The organism is Aquitalea sp. FG25, from assembly GCF_057809375.1.
On record NZ_JBMDJV010000003.1, the window covers coordinates 51,999 to 68,471 of the forward strand.

The following is a 16,473-nucleotide window of genomic DNA, read 5'->3' on the forward strand; positions in this document are numbered from 1 at the left end:
CCACGGGGAGGTCTTCGGTTTGTCACTATGTGTAAGGTCTGAGCTAGTGGCGTCCTTTGATTCTAACGTGATTAAGTGGACAGAAACAGCACCAGGCTTTCATCGAGCATGCAAGGTCGCACAATGCGTGCCCGCACGACCTTCCCACGGAATGAACTTCGTCTGAGGCTTGATCCGATTTGCAAGCCGTTCAATACCTACGCGGCATGTTAATAAGCGTAAATTAATTCCTTACCAAAGCACATCATTCCTGATTTCAACTGTTTGAATTAAAACAGAAATCTTCATTACCTCCTCGTAACTGAGTCTGCCCATACTGGTTTATTTCTTTGATGATTTATCGGTAAATTTGAATCGTCATTTCTATTGGTTAATTCTCTGCACTGTTAGGGACACGTATGTGTCCCATTTGTGAGCTGTCCCGTGTGGGCAGCGCGGGTAATTGACTTAGAGGTGCCAGGCGTTGAGCTTCCCCATGTCTGAACGTGCAGCACGGTTGAACCAGCTGATTCTGGACTACATTGGTGCAATTAGTGCCGAGAAGGTCAAAGAAGTACTGAAGAAGCCCGGGGTGAACGAATCACACCCGTCCGTAATCGAAATTCGGGACAATCACACTCAATATTCTTGGCTGCAAAGAGCGGCCAACAATGCCTTGCAGTTGAAGGTGGTAACACATATTGCCAAGGGTATTCATTCGGCAGCAAAAGGGTCTGATGTCGATTCCAGACCTTACATTTCAAGTTCCCGTGAACTTGTAGGAACTCATTCGCTGGCGGTAATCGCGGAAGAGATTTCGGGGCCTGCAGCAGCACTTGGTGCATACAAGTTCCTGATCCAGGAGTTTGAGGGCAAAACATTGCTGCAGTTACTACGCGAAGGTGATGCTGATGCCCAACGCGCTTTAAGCGATGACCCGAAGCTTGCGGAAAGCCTGCGCGATGCGTTTTTGAGTATCTACATCCCACGTCCAGACGTTTCCATCGACCATCTCGGCAAGTCAATCTTCTGGCCAGTGCCGCAGGCGGGAGAGAGTCACGACCCAATGGATAATAGTCAGTACCACGTACTGGCATCCATCTATGCTTCGTCCCTTTCGTACGAAATATTCCTGCGAATCTCAGAACACCGCTTCGGTGAGGCTGCGAAAGAAGCAAGAGCGGCAAGGCGCGAAATGCGTACCCACCCAACAGGCTTTTGTGAATACCCAGACCTAGCAATTGAGGAGAAAGGTGGATCGAACGCCCAGAACGTTTCCTATCTGAACGCTAAGCGCACCGGCATCAACTACCGGCTCGCCTCGCTTCCGCCAAACCAGTTGAATATCCCCCAGGCTGATCCCGAGTCTTTAGATACTGTATTTCGCGATTCGTGCAAAACCAGAGAGGTTCGCACGGCGCTGAATGCACTTCGCGATTACTCCAGCAGTGATGATTCTGAAGCCGGCAGGGGAAAGAAGAAGCTGAGTGGATCTGATAAAGCGCAACTTCTCCAGGTCATTTTTGATGGGTTGATGCAGCACACCGCGACATTGCGTTCCCAGCTGAAAACAGGTTGGTCTCGTGATCCTGATCTGGAATGGCCATCCGAAGAACGCTATTGGCTTGATCCACTGCGTGCTGCAACAGAACCTTCATTTCTCAATGCGATTGCCAAGCAGGACTGGGCGTTCCTGATTGCAGAGGGATTCGCGGCCCATGTAGCCAAAGCTGCGAATTGGCCGGCCATCCTGCATATGCAGTCTCTTATCGCCGAATGGACTGCTGAAATCCATTTCGATTGCTGCGCAATCGTTGAAGAGGCCGGTATCAATATGCGTGAGGTAGATAATGCCGTTTGATCCAACAAGTCGCGTTGAAGGCCTGCTAGTTCTGCCTTTCCAGCGAGTTCAGAATGCGAACACATTCGCAGGTCAACACACATGGGGATGGCCCGCCATCACCAATTTCACGGGATTCATGACTGCGCTTGCTCGCAAGCTTGGTCCCAAATCTGGTTTGGAGTTCCATGGTGTAGGTGTTGTTGCCCACGGCTACCAAACTCAGGTTTACGGCGGCTTCATCAAAAAGTTCGTTCAACCACGCCATCCGCTCAATAAACATGGCACACCGCCGCCCATCATCGAGGAGGGGCGCATTCATCTGGATTTGACTCTTGTCTTTGGAGTGTCGGGGAAATCTCTCAGCCGAGACGCAGAGGGGCGTGACGCGCTTGCTGCTGACATTCTTGAAGTCACCCAGTCCATGCGCTTGGCCGGAGGCTCATTCGTTGAGCCAGTCCGGATCGCTCAGCCACGACTCATCCCGTTGCCGGCTGATGAAGATCGTCGTGTAGACATCATCCGGCAGGTTCGCCGCAGCTGGCTTCCCGGGTTTGCCCTTGTAAGCCGTGATGCCGTTCTGGATGAGCATCTGGCACATCTGTCTACCGATGATTCTCAAGCAACACGTCTCGATGCATGGCTGGACCTTTCTCGCCTGAATTTTCGACCGATAGAAGAAACGACTGCGGCTGGCGAAGAAGGTGCTGTATCCGAAGTGGCTTCCATCGACGATGACTCCCCAAAGCCGGTTGAGTGGCGCATTACCAAATCCAGCCTGTCGGGGTGGATTGTGCCTATCGCTGTTGGTTATGGCGCTGTGTCTCGTGTTGTACCGCCAGGCTATGTCGAAAATTCACGCGATAAGAGCGTTCCGTTCGCTCTGGTCGAGTCGCTTTACAGTATGGGCGAATGGCTTTCACCCAGGCGTCTCGCCAACGTCAAAGATTTACTCTGGTATCCAGATCATGACCAGGCTGCCGGTGTTTACCGGTGCCGGAATCACTACCAGCCAGCAGTACCCGTACCGTTCAATGAAACCGAAGCAGCAGGAGAGTAAGCATGGCCAAGAAAGCAGCAAATACCGATTCCAAATTGCCTAAAGTCCCGTCTGTTCTGGCCTTTGAGCGCAAGATCGATCCCTCTGACGCCATGTTCTTTTCCGGTGTATGGGGTGAGCGTGATGCAGATGCAGCGTGGGAGCCTGTGAGTGTTACGACCAAGTCTGTTCGTGGCACTGCGTCGAATCGCATGGCCAACGAAGAAGACCTGAATAAGAAAATCAAGAACCCCAACCTTCAGACAATCGATGCAGCGGCATTGCCCTATGAGCATGACACGCTGAAGATTCGCTTCACCGTTCGGTTTATGGGAAATATCGCAGTGCCGAATGCATGCAACGATTCAGACTTCCGCGCACTGTTGGAAGAAGTCGTGCGCGGCTATGAAAATGAGGTGGGCTTCGAAGAACTCGGCTACCGCTACGCCTACGCAATTGCTTCCGGTCGTGCAGCCTTCCGTAACCGTATCGCAGCACAGCAAGTAGAAGTCCGGGTACAGAAAACAGTCAAAGGCGAAATGGCCAAGGGGCTCCTGTTTGATGGACTCTCATTGCCTTTGCGCGAGTTCGATGAGCATGGCGATGTGCGTGCGCTGGGCAACCAAATTGCCGAAGCATTTTCCGGCAATGACCCACTCCTGCTCGAAGTAGTGATGTATCTCCAGTTGGGCCACGGAGCAGAGGTATACCCATCCCAGGAGCTGATTCTCGACAAGAAGGCCGACGAGAGTGATGGCAAGAAGTCCCGCACGCTGTATAGCGTCACGCGTGGTGGCATCAGCATTGCAGGCATGCACTCTCAGAAGATCGGCAACGCCATTCGTACGATTGATGACTGGCATGGCGATGAAGATCAAGGCCCGATTGCAGTCGAACCCTACGGCTCCGTCACTACCCAGGCCAAGGCATACCGTTCGCCAAAAACCAAACTCGACTTCTACACGCTCTTCGACAACTGGGTTCTGCGTGGTGAAACGCCCGAGTTGAATCAGCAGCACTACCTGATCGCGAACCTGATTCGCGGTGGTGTCGTCGGGGGCGCTTGATGGACCACTTTCTGGATCTGCGATTTCTGCCGGATGAGTCGTTCTCCCTGAACGTGCTGCTGAGTGCGTTCTATGAGAAGTTTCACCGCAATCTGTGTGAACATCCGAGGCAAGTTGGCATGACATTCCCCAAGTACAAGCAGGCCACCAATTCCCGCCGTGGGACCAATACGACCTACGTACTGGGGGGCTGCATTCGACTTATTGGCAGTCAGCATGACCTGAATGAACTCCGGGAAGCAAAATGGCTCGGTGGTATTCGCGACAACCTGATGGTCGGCAAGGTCAATCGGGTGCCGACTGATATCGCAGGCTTTGTAAATGTTCGTCGCGTGCAACCACCGACTGCCAGCAAGATGCGTCGGGAGATTAAGCGGTGTGTTGAACGTCTCTCTATGACGGAGGAGGAGGCGATTGCGAAGGTGTCAGGCCTGAATAGCAAGTTGTCGCCACTCCCGTTCATTCAGATGCACAGCCGGTCAACTGGCCACAACTACAGGCTCTTTATCGAACAAACTCCGGCCGACTCTTCCGTGCCGGGGGAATTCAATACCTTCGCAATCTCCACGATTGCATCCCTGCCGATCTGGTAGCGCATATGGGCCGGTCCCTCAGGGGGGCCGGCAAATGTGCGCATGGGCAGCTTCGAGAACACTTGGACCTAGACACTATGTCTGAACCTGCCGGAAGGCAGCTATGAATCAACAGTGCAGCACTGACTGCCGGCCAGGCAGAAATACCAAACCGGAGAGCCCACATGTCTCGCGATGAGAAGAACTCTGCAGCCTACGAGGATTGCGCAAAATTTGCCGAACCATCATATCCAGGTGACCCGGTATTCATGAAGTTCTATCGGTACTGGAGGGCGATTGCGCGCTTCCCGGGTGATGAGTGTGAATTGGATTTTCGCGAATGACCAAAAGCCATGCAGGGCCTCAGTCGTTGTGCGATTTATTCAATAAGGCATGTCCTATCGGAGGTGGTATCCAGTACAAACCGCTTTGGGACAGTCAGCCTAAGGTCACAAGGACAAGGTCAAAGGCCTACGTCCGTAGTGATGGGCTCTAGTAATTTTCGTTGATGGAAGCGGCCATCATGTTGATCTTTCCTGCTGCGCCCCTCTTATAAGCGCGCAGCAGAACCTCAGTTCAGAAGCTCAATCCAGATATGCCACAAAGTAATTTCAATACCGCCGGCGCACTCGCGCTATCCCTTGAACTTGGCATTGAAGCATTCCGGTACTCGCTACTCGGTACGGGGTATTCGCAACTTGCGCAACTTGCCTTTGTCGCTGGCAGTGCGGCAGCGACAGAAGGGCATCCCATCGGCAACTCGTTTGTTGATCGCTATGGGAATCTGGACGATGGATGGCGATCACAGTGCCTGCGGTGGTATTTCCAAAAAGGATACTGGTCAACCTCGAAAGAGTTGGCCACCGAGGATTTTTACTCTTTGTCCTATGAGAATGGTCGAGTTCGCATCATCAGCAGGTGCGTGGACGGGGCAACGGGCGATATTGTGCTTAACCAGGCCATGATCACCCCCTTGTTCAACTTGCTTGCCAACTCTGACCCTTCCAGCTTTATGCAGTGGGGAATGGATCCTTTTCCAGTGGGTGGCCACCCAGTATTTCTGTTCATCGATGATGCAAATCACCCGCAGTCTGGCCAACTCATGATTAATCCCGATACGCACCCGTGCAGAGGCAGCATCTCATTTGGCGACCGTGATCGTGAGTGCCGGCAGATCGGGGCATTCCTTCAACTCGAAAGTCAGGTTCGCAACCTCTTTGTTACCCGACAACCATCAATAAGCGCCAGGCAGATGGCGAAAGACCGTCTACAGGTTATCGCTGACAGGGTAGGCATCCACTTCCTTCCCGACGATGGCTACTGTACGTCTTGCGATGGCGATGTCACGTATGTGTTGGCAGATGTTCCGGCGGGGGCGTCAATCACAGGCTGCCCACTTTGCCATGCGACGTGGTGCGACTAATGCGGCTGACGAACGACCACTTCATAGCGCTGCGATCGTTGGCACAGTGCAAATGGCGGCAAGACGATGTTTTGTACTGGAAGGTGAGCGGCAGGTGGGTAGCTGTATATCCCGATTCACTCAGCATTTATGCGCGTTTCCGGGTAACGGCGTATGAGCTGATTGATGATCTGGTTGAGCGTGGACTGGCAGAGCGTTCTAACCGAACTTGCTGTGAACACCATCGACATGAGCTTGAGTGGAGGATTACGCCGAAGGGCATGGCAATGATCCAGCCGTCTGCGAATCGAGCGCCAGGCATTGAAAAAGTTGCGCCGCGCAGAAGGGGGCGTTTCGCGAGGTTTCTTGCCTATATCAAGTGGCGGCTCAAACCCTATCTCCCGTTCATGATTTCGCGGAAAAATTGATCTCTTGTTTCGTCCTGCTACTGTGACTCCCTAATTTGGCAAAACCCTATTGGGGAAACACATATCTCATGAAGTCAGTTTTCTATCTTCTTATTGCAGGCCTCTTTGCAAGTCAAGTAAACGCAGCTGAGACAGTGGGCGGCGATGCTAATCTTCAGCGCATCCGTGAGGAATCGCATTCGGCCAATGCGCCTACGCATGTGCCTTTTACTCTTCACACCGGCAAGGGCCAGCTCGAAACGAAGATGGCTGACCTTTTAGCCTCTCAAATCACTAAACATGAATACGTTGCTTCTATTGCCGGCCCTGTAAATTGCAAGATGCCCGCTGATCCGCATAACCCCAAGAAAGGGGAGTGTTCCGTCCACTTGGCCACCATGCAAGAAGGCTGGTCGTTGGTGAAGGTTGATGATGCCTGCTATCGCTCGGAGTTAGTTCTGGAACGCTGGGAAAGCATGGAAGTCATGGGTCGCAAGATTGAACTGCCGGTAGCGCAAGAGACGATGTCGTCAGTCCCATGCCCAGGCAAGGGATAGAGCAGTCCCTTGGTATCTTGTATTAGTCGAAGCAGCTGAAGGATTTACGATTTATGGACGGTAAGCAGGAAGAGCAGGGCCATGAGGCACCCGCTGGCAAGACTAGTGTGGTTCCTGTGTGGGTCTCAATCGTTCTGCTCATAGTGGCTACAGCTGCGTTGTGGCGATTCTGGGAATGGATTTTCGACCTCATTTCCGCTCTTTGATGGATGATGAGAGTGTCCGGCCCCTACCTGACTATTGCTGCAGAAGCATTTTCGCGACTATCTTCGGCAACCGGCCAGTTTGTGACGAGTGTGGGCAATGCTCATCCCTTTGTACTGTCATTTCTGATTCTAGGTTTCAGTTCATATGCAGCTTGGGTGAACCTCAGTTGCTTGAACATAAACAAGTCCCATGCAAGGGTGCTGAGGATTCTCAGTGTGTCCGGGAGCGTGGCAAAGGTTGGCTTCCTGTTGATGCTGCCGGTCTGCTTGTATCTGATGGCGAGTCCTGATCCATGGTTCGTGCTCCCCATTGCAACACCATTCGCGCTTTTTATCGGAAACTTCGCATCTACGCGGCCTCAAGAGACATAGGAATGCTCCAGACGCCGGGTGAGCGCCTAGACTCGACTCCAACCGCAATGTGCGGCACTTCTTCACTATACTTGCCAGTTCAAAGGCAACTTGGCCATCAAGGTTTTCCGATGCATACATATTTCCGTAAGTTGTTCCTATCGTTGTCTGCCATGCTCATAGTGCAAGCAGCCGCAGCATCGAACACCATAATTATTGACGGCAACACTGTCTACTCTGGCTCTGGCAACGTCACGATTGTGAATGGCGCAATTGTCGGGGGAGGAGGCAAGGCCGTTCAGGCGAAAGGGGCTCCCCAATCGCAGGTACGATCTGTTGGCACGTTCACTGGTATCAGGGTTGATGCGCCAGCCCAAGTGGCTTGGACAGCAGGCAGTGTCCCCAGCCTGAAAGTGATTGCCCCACCGAACATCCTGCCTCTTGTAGAAACGAAGGTCGAATCCGGCAAGCTCATCGTCAAACTGAATGGTTCAGTTTCCATGTCCAGCCCCATCCAGGTAGTTGCTGTCGGGCAGTCACTGGAGGATATCAAGATTGCTGGCAGTGGAAGCCTGGTCGCTACCGGGATTCATGGCCAATCATTTAAGGTGCGAATCAGTGGTTCCGGCGAGGTCACCGCCAGTGGGGTTGTGCGCCAGGTCGATGTTGGGGTGAGTGGTTCGGGTGATGTCGATATTCACCAGATCAAAGCTGTATCGGCCAAGGTCGAAGTATCCGGGTCGGGTGATGTGAAGGCCTTTGCGTCTGAATCCGCAGATGTTGAGGTGGCAGGCTCCGGCGATGTCTCTATCTACGGGAGGCCAGCAAAGCGCAATAACGACAAGTCTGGATCTGGTAGCATTAGATACCCCTAAATATCCAGGGGGCATGATGCCAATCGTTCGTATATTCGATAATCAGTGGGCGAACACCAATGCGGTTGGTGGCGTTAAACATTCCGTTGAGGTCGTCGGTGAGGAAGAACGGGAAGTGACGGAGCTGACGTACTTTTCCGGTGATCGACTTGCCATCCTGATAACGACAACATTGCTTTCCGACAGGGCAATGTTGGATTTAAGGCGTGCCGTGCACCGTGAGGTGATCGCCGCTCTTCAAAATGGGCGTGACGCCAAGACGATTCAGGAGATCATCTCAAACGAACCGTTCTGACTTTTCAGCACAACAATCCAACCCGGCACTGCCGGGTTTTTCTTTTCATTAGCGAGAATGGGGAGTTACAGGTCCTTTTCACGAGTTGGCCATGTGATTACTGATGGCAACCTCATGGGTTATGAAATGGATACCTGCATCGGCCCGCCAGGCGGGTGTGTCGCTACTCGAAATCTTACTTGCACTCGCGATCAGTACATCATTGCTGATCGGTATTAGCTCGTACATCTGGGATCAGACGCGGTCCCAGCAGGATGTCATTGCGGCTCAGTATCAGAACATGATCGCGCAGGCCGCCCAAAATTACATCAGCGACAACTACACCACCATGCTGTCAGGCAGTTTTCCGGCATCGATTACGGTTTCTCAGTTGATTTCCGGCGGCTACCTATCCTCAGGCATGTCATCGACCAACGTCCTCGGTCAAACCGTCTGTGTGAAGGTGACTTCACCTGTATCGAACGCATTGTCAGCCCTTGTCATGGCAACGGGGACTTCAACAACCTACGCCAGGGCTGCACACATCGCAACGCTCATCGGTGCCCTTGGTGGTGCTGTTGACTCGACAAGCTCAATGAAGGGCACTGGCGGGTCGTGGGTTATCAGTTCTTCAAACTTGAGTTCCTACGGCACATGTTCCAGCGGCTCGATGAGCGAAGGGCAATTTGCTTCGTTCCTGTACTTTGCCAACGGCAGTCTGGTATCTGATTTCTTGCATCGTTCGTATGTTGGGAGCCTATCCGCAAACACGATGAATGTTCCTTTGGGTCTATCAACTCAGACGCTTGGGAATGGATGCTCATCGAGCTACGTAGGATTTGTCGCCAGGGATACGACTGGAGGAATCCTCTCGTGTATGAACAATTCGGGTGTCTATACATGGACTGCCGTCGGGGGGACATGGAAATCTCCGGTGACTACTCATGACAATCTCCCCACCACTGGCAACACATCCGGGGATGTACGGATCACGACAGATACTGGTCGTAGTTTTGAGTGGAATGGCACGACATGGCAAGCCCTCTCTGTTGACGAGTCCGGCAATTTTGCCGTCCCCAACGACCTGACTGTCACTGGCAATGTCACCGCTTCAGGCACGCTTGCTGTGACAGGTGCCATCACTGGCGGAAGTACTGTCTCTGCCTCAGGGCTAGTTTCCGGTAGCACTCTCGCATCCACCACTACGGCCACTGCAGGAGCTGCATGCACGACCGTAGGCGCTTTGGCTCATGACTCTACCGGCAGTGTTCTCTACTGCAAGAAAACCACCATGGTTTGGACGGCCCTTTCTCAGACTGTATTCGGGACAGGTGTTGGCCAGTACTGGTGGACCTTCGGGTGCAACACGACCGCCCCAAATCCAGCAAGCAGTACGTCTACAACATGTGGCGGGTATTGGTACAACGGCCAGACTGTTGGCTTCGGAACATGGACGTTGATTGAGCAGCTTTATACCGGACAGACGGTCGGTGGCAACGTAAACCTTTATTGGGGCCTGTACCTGCGTACGTCCTGACCCTTTAGTGGGCAAATAAATACCTTTCAGAAATTAGGATGATGGATGAATAAGCAGCAAAAGGGCGTCACGCTTCTTGAAGTTCTGTTTGCGTTGGCCATAGCTACTTCCATGCTGATTGGTCTTAGTTCCTACCTATGGGATCAAACCAGGTCACAACAGGATGTGCTGCTTGCCCAGTACCACAACATCGTCACCCAGGCTGCACAGAACTACATCCAAGACAACTACACCACCATCCAGGCGGGGACGTTTCCGGCCACCGTCACGATTAGCCAACTTATCTCTGGTGGCTATCTGTCTTCTGGGATGGCCAGCACCAACACTCTCGGGCAGACCGTCTGCGTCAAAATTATCCAGCCCACTAGTAGCACTCTCTCTGCACTGGTGATGGGTACAGGGGCAGTTACTACATATGGCCGCGCCGCGCATATCGCAGGCCTGATTGGCACACTTGGTGGAGCAGTCGATTCGACTGGTGCTGTGAATGGTGCCGGCGGTAGCTGGACGATCAGTTCAAGCAATGCGGCGTCGTACGGGGCATGCAGTAGCGGTGCACTGGCTATCGGGCAGTTCGTTTCGATGTTGTACTTCTCGAATGGGGCGCTTGTTTCCGATTTCCTCCATCGGTCGTACGTGGGCAATTTATCTGCCAATACGATGAATGTCCCTCTGGGCCTGTCCGTCCAAACTTCAGGCACGACATGTTCATCCACCTATGTAGGCTATATTGCCCGGGACACTTCAGGCAATGTACTGGCATGCGTCAATTCGAGCGGTACGTACACATGGACTGCTACCAGTGGTTCGTGGAAGTCGCCTGTGACCAACTATGCGGCTTTGCCGCTTTCAGGCAACAGTGACGGCGATGTCCGCATGGAGCTTGGGAATTATCGGGCCTATGTCTGGAGTGCATCCGGGTCCGCATGGAAAGCCATTGCCGTGGACAACAGCGGCAACTTGTCGGTGCCAGGAACGCTGACTGCCGGCGCATTGAGCACCACTGGCACAGTTACAGCAAGTGGAACGATAACGTCCTCAACAACCGTAGTCGGCAAGACTCTTTTATCCACTCTTTCAGCTACAGAGTCTTCTTCATGCGCTGGATATACAACCGGTTCTATCGCTACAAATGCGGATGGATCAGGCACGGTATTGAGTTGTCAGTCTGGGGCGTGGCAGAAGAGCCCAACTGCGATTCCGTCTGGGACGATCTGCGGATATGTTACTAACAATGGTGCTACGGGGTCCTTTTGTCAGGGATACAACCCGACATCGGGCTGTCCTTCTGGCTACTCCCGCAGTCAGTGGAATATTTCTCCTATTGGAAATGGCATCCTTTCATTCTGCTACAAGAATTAGCAGCGTTACTTAAGTGACCAAAATTGATGATTTAGTCGAAAAGTTGCGTGAGATTCTGTTGGAGCTAGAGTCGAGGCCATCTTTCCATCAGAGCAGGATCGTATGGCTTCTTTTCCTACTTCCTTTCACGCTTTTGAATCTGGATGGCGTCAGGTCACGGCGCTGTTGCTTTCATTTGTGTTCGTCGCTCTTTGCAGCGTATCTCACACGGTCGCACTTCGGTATGTGATCCAAGTTGTACTGCTAGCGCTTGCGTTCCCTCCCTCGCCGGCGTTACTGCCACTGTTCCGGAAGTGGGCAACTCCGCTGGCGCTTTTTGCGATGCTCGTGTGTTATGCAGCCCTTCATGCATTCCTGCTTTCCTATTGGACGGAGCAATCCGTTGCTGAGGTCCGCTCTCAATTGGTCATTCCTGCATTGTGGTTGATTGCCGGTCTAACCACTTTTTATGTGCAGCGGCGATTCAGCATTGTCGATGTGGTGATTGCCGGTGGCATCTTCCTCGCTCTTGCTGAGTTTGGGCTTGAGGCCTATCACTTCGTGAAAGAGGGGAGTTGGCCTTACCTTGAGACCTTTTCGACTGCCACTCACCTTGAGTTCACATTCTTCATCAACTTTGTGCTGGCCTTTGTAGTTTCGTCACTGTGCTTCGGAAACCTTGGCAAGAGCAGGCCGACGAAATTCAGCAAGGGTTGGTTGATGGTGATTATTTGTCTGTTCGTATTCGTCAGCCTGCGGGCTGCGGCACGAAATGGAATGATCGGCATGGCTTATCTGAGCATGTCCATGCTTGTGCTCTATTCGCTCATCAACGGCCAAAAAAAGAGTTTGGCCAGGATGGCTTTTATCTGGGTTGTAGTCTTGGTCACCATGGGTGCGCTTGTCACTTATGCAATCAAGAAAGATGTACGTAATCTCAGCTTCGTCGAGTCAGTGAAGGAGGGGTGGGACTACCAGCATCACCCGGCATGGACCGGGATTGGCAAGTTACCATTAATGCCAAATGGCCAGACCGTTGATGATTCAGCGTTCAAGCGGACGGCGTATATCCACAGCGGGTTGGATCTGATGATGGCGAAACCGCTGGGTTACGGGTTTGATCGTGGGGTATTCCACAAGGCGGCTGAGGTCGCCGGAATCAAAAACGCCTTTGGTCATGCTCACAGCGGCTTTATTGACCTCGCTGTGTCTCTCGGGGTGCCAGGATTGGTGCTGTGGTTTGGCTTCTGCATGAGCTTGTTCCTTATTGGCTATCGGCAGCTCCGGTTTTCGCACAATGTGCTGGGACTCATGCTCATGCTCATGGTCGGGGGCTTTGTCGGTCGAATGATGATCGAAAGCATTTTTCGTGACCATGAGCTTCAGTTGTTCATGTTTGTGGCTGGCGCTCTGCTGGCAGAGATGTCTTCGCAAATGGCAGGTGGATTGGAGATCGAACGTGGCAAGTCAGCGAACTGAGTACATTATGTTTACCGGCATCGCGTGCTGATCAACGGTGCCACGGCTACTGGGAGGACCACACTCAGTCGGAGAGTGGCAGACGCTATCCGTTCGAGCGCTCTCTTGCAAAGCCCTAGCATTGCACCGGTCCAGATTGTCAGTATTGGCCGATGCGGCAATGAAATTCATGCGGAAACACATTTGTCGATTGACGACCCGGACTTTGATGAGCGTCTGGCGGGGATAGATCTGAAAAAGAGCGTGCTGGTTATTGATGATGCGTTCGATGATCAGGCCGGTCTATCACGCTGGATTGATCTGGCTGAGCATGCTGTCGGGATGATGGTCGTTTCTGTCCATCTCGGCCATTTCATGAGAATACCGGCGGATCAAATCGAAGAGTTTCAGGTAATCCCACTTTTCAGGTCTTCCGGGGAAGTTCCATTCCGCGTAGCCATCGATTCCCCGGTGGACAGGGCAGAGCGGCGACTGGCTAGACTTCTGCGCTATGGGTCACGACGGACCAAGGTATTTATCAGAAAGCACGCGCACTGGTCAGCTCCACTGACGTTGTACAACTTGAAGCCTCGGCCTGTGTGGAATCCTATGGAAAACCTGAGTGCCGCCGATCTTTCCACTAGGATTGCGAATTTGATGTCTTCGCCTCATGAAGACGATTTGTTTGAACGGCGAGGTGCCGAGATGGCGAAGTTGATGCAAGGCACCATGTTTGTATGTCAGGACTGTGAAGATCAAGGCTGAGATGCTTGGTGATTGCATTGCGGAAGCCTGCGGGTAGACTGGGTATTCAATAGTCGTTACCGGGTCACGCAGTGCGCAATGAACTTCTAATCGGTCGGCTCAATACAGCGATGGATGATGATTATGGATAAATTCAGCTTTGTTTGGCGCAAAAATCGCGATGCTACGCACACTGGGCCATGGGTGCGTAAACATATTGTCGCAGCGTCTCCGGAAGATGCTGTCTCGCGGATGAACAAGCACATCGCGGCTTCGATGAAGCCAGGGCATGTAGCTGATCTTGATTACCTGTTCCACAAGATTGGTGTTGGTGGTCTCCATGGAGACGACGTGGTCAACTATACGCTGAAGGCGAATGATCCATGCTCAGACAGGGTGTTCGTGCGCTGCGCCAATCTCTGTTGCAATTTGGCATAGCATCCAATGTACGTGATTTTGTTAGGCTTTTAGACAGTCCTCCGTTTGGGGAGGATTTTTTTTGCCAATGATGTTGCAGAAAATTTGTAATTTGAAATTGGAGGGAGCAATCTGGCCCCGTTTAGATGTAATTGAGATTGTAAAAGTGATTTTGAAGCAGGCTCATAAAAATGGGCTGGCCATAATCAAAGTTAAATATTATTAGAGGGCGCGTTACATCATGCATGAAGTTATCGATTTCGTTATGGCGGTAGTGCCATGGCTTTTTGCAATTATTATCCTCATCACTTTTTTTACTTCCACAATTGTTTTCGTACCTGCTGACAAGTTGAAAGTGCCTGAGCGCAAGTTTTTTGGCAAAGAACTGCCAGACGGTCGTGTCATCGCAATGTCCAATGAAGTGGGTATCCAGGCAAGAACATTGAAACCCGGCCTGCACTTTTTTGTGCCTTTTCTTTATACCTTTCATGATGTCGCTCTCACAACGATTGCGGATGATGAAATCGGTCTTGTTGAATCGATCGATGGCAAGCCCGTTCCTCAAGGCCGAATCTTCGGTGAAGTTGCTGAAGGACATGATCTGTTCCAGGATGGCGAAGCATTCATGAAGTCCGGCTTTAAGGGCCGCCAATTGCAGGTTATCCCTCCGGGGCAGTATCGCATTAACAACAAGCTCTTCAAGGTTTCGAAAGTAAAGGCAACGGAAGTTAAGAGCGGCTTCATTGGCATCGTAAAAGCACAGGATGGTAAGGCTCTGGAAACTGGCCTGCTGGCACCCAGTGTTTCAGGTCATAGCAATTTCGAAGATGCCGCTGCGTTTCTAAAAAACAATGGTTATCGTGGTCCGCAGATTGATGTGCTGCGCGCCGGTCTGTACCGTATTAATACCTTTCTTTTCACTGTTGAAATCATCCAACAAGTTGAGATTCAGCCTGATCATGTTGGTTTAGTCACTGCTCTCGATGGCAAACAACTGCCCGCTGGCGAGTTCATTGCGATTGAAGTTGATGGCCATGAAGACTACCAAAATGGCCAGGCGTTTATTAATGCTGGTGGTCAGCGTGGTCCGCAGCTTACTGTCCTGCGCCCGGGTCGTTACAACATTAACCCACTGCTGTTTGTGGTTGAAATGGCCGACGCTGTCAAGATCGAACGGGGCCAGGTTGGTGTAATCATTTCAAACGTCGGCATGAAGTACACACCGCCATCCAAACCGAAAGCTTTAAGCTCTGCACAGAGTGTGACTGCGGTTGAAGGTGAATCGGTTGAAGAGATGGTTTTTGTTGATCCGCATGCCGAACCAACGGAGCACTATGTTGTTCCTGAAGGTTACAAAGGCATTCAGAAGCATGTCTTGCAGCCAGGTAGTTATTACATAAACACCCGAGCTGCTATCGTCCACAAAGTCCCGACCACTAACGTGACAGTTGATTGGGATGATGATGAAAAAACGAGGTTTGATCCTATTGTTGCCATCAGCAAAGATGGTTTCAAGATCAACATGAACGTCAAGGTGATTTTCCGTGTAATGCCGGATTCTGCACCCTATATGGTTGCAAAGATCGGTAGTATTGAAAACCTGCTGAGTGGCGTGCTGCATCCGCAAATTGACTCTTCGTTCCGCAATTCCGCCAGTGTCGCGAATGGCATGGCATTTATGCAAAATCGAAGCGTTCAGCAGGAAGAGGCTAAGAACCATACTGCTGATTGTCTCAATAAATATCATGTTGAGACTGTGGACGTTCTCATTTGCGCAATTGAGTTGCCACAAGATTTGATGGATACCCAAACTCGCAAAATCATTTCTAATCAGCAGATTGAGATGTTCAAAAGCGAGGAGGAGGCTCAGAGTGCTCGAATCCAGGTCGAGAATAAGAAAGCCGAAGCGAATGCTCAAGCTAAGCTAGTTGACGCGAATATGGCTGTGAGTATCGAAGAGGCCAACAAAAAGCGGATCGTCATTCAGGCACAAGCCAAGGGCGAGGCGCTTGTTATTGAGGCCAAGAGTGACAAAGAAGCTGCAGAGATTCGAGGCCAAGGTGAAGCAGCGCGAATCGAGGCCGTTGGTCAGGCAACAGCTGGTGCTTACAGTGCCCAGGTTGCAGCACTGGGTGCTGGCTCTGTTGCCTCCATCGAGATGATCAAGATGATTGCCGATAAGGGCGTCAAGATCACCCCGGATGTCTTGGTAACCGGTTCCGATGGTTCGTCAGGCCTGCTGAATACCTTCCTTGCCCAGAGTATTGTTGGCAAGAGTGACTTGCTGAGTAAGCAAGTCGGTGCTGATAAGACTCTGGCCGGGAGTGCGCAGGAAGCATAACGCGTTCCGATTTGTAGTGATTCCGAAAAGCAGCCAACTGGCTGCTTTTTTCGTTCTATGCAACAT

15 protein-coding genes are annotated in these 16,473 nt (G+C 51.8%); all 15 read left to right on the forward strand.

Features of this window, described 5'->3' with window-relative positions; genetic code table 11:
• Positions 1-475 precede the first annotated feature (475 nt).
• The 15 genes from csy1 to ACODR9_RS03420 all read left to right on the forward strand — a co-directional run bounded on the left by csy1 (position 476) and on the right by ACODR9_RS03420 (position 16,407).
• Positions 476-1,840: a type I-F CRISPR-associated protein Csy1 gene (csy1, locus tag ACODR9_RS03350; RefSeq protein ID WP_488807604.1), complete on the forward strand. Its 1,365-nt coding sequence runs from the start codon at positions 476-478 to the stop codon at positions 1,838-1,840.
• Positions 1,830-2,879, forward strand: a complete 1,050-nt coding sequence (gene csy2 / locus ACODR9_RS03355) for a type I-F CRISPR-associated protein Csy2 (protein WP_488807605.1) — start codon at positions 1,830-1,832, stop codon at positions 2,877-2,879. Before csy1 ends, csy2 begins: the two co-directional genes overlap by 11 nt.
• Before the next feature lie 2 nt (positions 2,880-2,881).
• Positions 2,882-3,925, forward strand: a complete 1,044-nt coding sequence (gene csy3 / locus ACODR9_RS03360) for a type I-F CRISPR-associated protein Csy3 (RefSeq protein ID WP_488807606.1) — start codon at positions 2,882-2,884, stop codon at positions 3,923-3,925.
• Positions 3,925-4,518 carry a type I-F CRISPR-associated endoribonuclease Cas6/Csy4 gene (gene cas6f, locus ACODR9_RS03365; RefSeq protein ID WP_488807607.1) on the forward strand — a complete coding sequence of 198 codons (594 nt, stop codon included), beginning with the start codon at positions 3,925-3,927 and terminating at the stop codon, positions 4,516-4,518. The genes csy3 and cas6f overlap by 1 nt, the downstream gene beginning before the upstream one ends.
• 164 nt (positions 4,519-4,682) lie before the next feature.
• Complete coding sequence (locus tag ACODR9_RS03370; protein ID WP_488807608.1) at positions 4,683-4,841, forward strand: hypothetical protein; 159 nt, start codon at positions 4,683-4,685, stop codon at positions 4,839-4,841.
• A 251-nt stretch (positions 4,842-5,092) separates the two neighbouring features.
• On the forward strand, positions 5,093-5,920 hold the full coding sequence (locus tag ACODR9_RS03375; RefSeq protein WP_488807609.1) for a hypothetical protein: 828 nt from the start codon (positions 5,093-5,095) through the stop codon (positions 5,918-5,920).
• Between the two features lie 475 nt (positions 5,921-6,395).
• Positions 6,396-6,863, forward strand: coding sequence for a hypothetical protein (locus ACODR9_RS03380; RefSeq protein ID WP_488807610.1), 468 nt, complete (start codon positions 6,396-6,398; stop codon positions 6,861-6,863).
• Between the two features lie 688 nt (positions 6,864-7,551).
• Complete coding sequence (locus ACODR9_RS03385; RefSeq protein ID WP_488807611.1) at positions 7,552-8,295, forward strand: head GIN domain-containing protein; 744 nt, start codon at positions 7,552-7,554, stop codon at positions 8,293-8,295.
• A gap of 13 nt (positions 8,296-8,308) precedes the next feature.
• On the forward strand, positions 8,309-8,590 hold the full coding sequence (locus tag ACODR9_RS03390) for a hypothetical protein (RefSeq protein WP_488807612.1): 282 nt from the start codon (positions 8,309-8,311) through the stop codon (positions 8,588-8,590).
• Positions 8,591-8,693: 103 nt separating this feature from the next.
• Positions 8,694-10,106, forward strand: coding sequence for a shufflon system plasmid conjugative transfer pilus tip adhesin PilV (gene pilV / locus ACODR9_RS03395; RefSeq protein ID WP_488807613.1), 1,413 nt, complete (start codon positions 8,694-8,696; stop codon positions 10,104-10,106).
• A 45-nt stretch (positions 10,107-10,151) separates the two neighbouring features.
• On the forward strand, positions 10,152-11,468 hold the full coding sequence (gene pilV / locus ACODR9_RS03400; RefSeq protein ID WP_488807614.1) for a shufflon system plasmid conjugative transfer pilus tip adhesin PilV: 1,317 nt from the start codon (positions 10,152-10,154) through the stop codon (positions 11,466-11,468).
• Positions 11,469-11,570: 102 nt separating this feature from the next.
• On the forward strand, positions 11,571-12,926 hold the full coding sequence (locus tag ACODR9_RS03405) for an O-antigen ligase family protein (RefSeq protein ID WP_488807615.1): 1,356 nt from the start codon (positions 11,571-11,573) through the stop codon (positions 12,924-12,926).
• Positions 12,927-13,109: 183 nt separating this feature from the next.
• Positions 13,110-13,670, forward strand: coding sequence for a hypothetical protein (locus tag ACODR9_RS03410; protein WP_488807616.1), 561 nt, complete (start codon positions 13,110-13,112; stop codon positions 13,668-13,670).
• Between the two features lie 123 nt (positions 13,671-13,793).
• Positions 13,794-14,087 (forward strand): hypothetical protein, encoded by a 294-nt coding sequence (locus ACODR9_RS03415; protein ID WP_488807617.1) that lies wholly within the window; start codon positions 13,794-13,796, stop codon positions 14,085-14,087.
• Between the two features lie 220 nt (positions 14,088-14,307).
• A complete protein-coding gene (locus ACODR9_RS03420) occupies positions 14,308-16,407 on the forward strand; it encodes an SPFH domain-containing protein (protein WP_488807618.1) in 2,100 nt (699 codons plus the stop codon).
• The last annotated feature ends 66 nt before the right edge of the window (positions 16,408-16,473 follow it).

Bases quoted from the DNA above. Each gene is read 5' to 3' on its own strand.
- pilV (WP_488807613.1), top strand. From the start codon at position 8,694: ATGGCAACCTCATGGGTTATGAAATGGATACCTGCATCGGCCCGCCAG.
- ACODR9_RS03390 (WP_488807612.1), top strand. From the start codon at position 8,309: ATGATGCCAATCGTTCGTATATTCGATAATCAGTGGGCGAACACCAAT.
- cas6f (WP_488807607.1), top strand. From the start codon at position 3,925: ATGGACCACTTTCTGGATCTGCGATTTCTGCCGGATGAGTCGTTCTCC.
- ACODR9_RS03385 (WP_488807611.1), top strand. From the start codon at position 7,552: ATGCATACATATTTCCGTAAGTTGTTCCTATCGTTGTCTGCCATGCTC.
- pilV (WP_488807614.1), top strand. From the start codon at position 10,152: ATGAATAAGCAGCAAAAGGGCGTCACGCTTCTTGAAGTTCTGTTTGCG.
- ACODR9_RS03375 (WP_488807609.1), top strand. From the start codon at position 5,093: ATGCCACAAAGTAATTTCAATACCGCCGGCGCACTCGCGCTATCCCTT.
- ACODR9_RS03415 (WP_488807617.1), top strand. From the start codon at position 13,794: ATGGATAAATTCAGCTTTGTTTGGCGCAAAAATCGCGATGCTACGCAC.
- ACODR9_RS03405 (WP_488807615.1), top strand. From the start codon at position 11,571: ATGGCTTCTTTTCCTACTTCCTTTCACGCTTTTGAATCTGGATGGCGT.
- csy1 (WP_488807604.1), top strand. From the start codon at position 476: ATGTCTGAACGTGCAGCACGGTTGAACCAGCTGATTCTGGACTACATT.
- ACODR9_RS03370 (WP_488807608.1), top strand. From the start codon at position 4,683: ATGTCTCGCGATGAGAAGAACTCTGCAGCCTACGAGGATTGCGCAAAA.
- csy2 (WP_488807605.1), top strand. From the start codon at position 1,830: ATGCCGTTTGATCCAACAAGTCGCGTTGAAGGCCTGCTAGTTCTGCCT.
- ACODR9_RS03380 (WP_488807610.1), top strand. From the start codon at position 6,396: ATGAAGTCAGTTTTCTATCTTCTTATTGCAGGCCTCTTTGCAAGTCAA.
- csy3 (WP_488807606.1), top strand. From the start codon at position 2,882: ATGGCCAAGAAAGCAGCAAATACCGATTCCAAATTGCCTAAAGTCCCG.
- ACODR9_RS03420 (WP_488807618.1), top strand. From the start codon at position 14,308: ATGCATGAAGTTATCGATTTCGTTATGGCGGTAGTGCCATGGCTTTTT.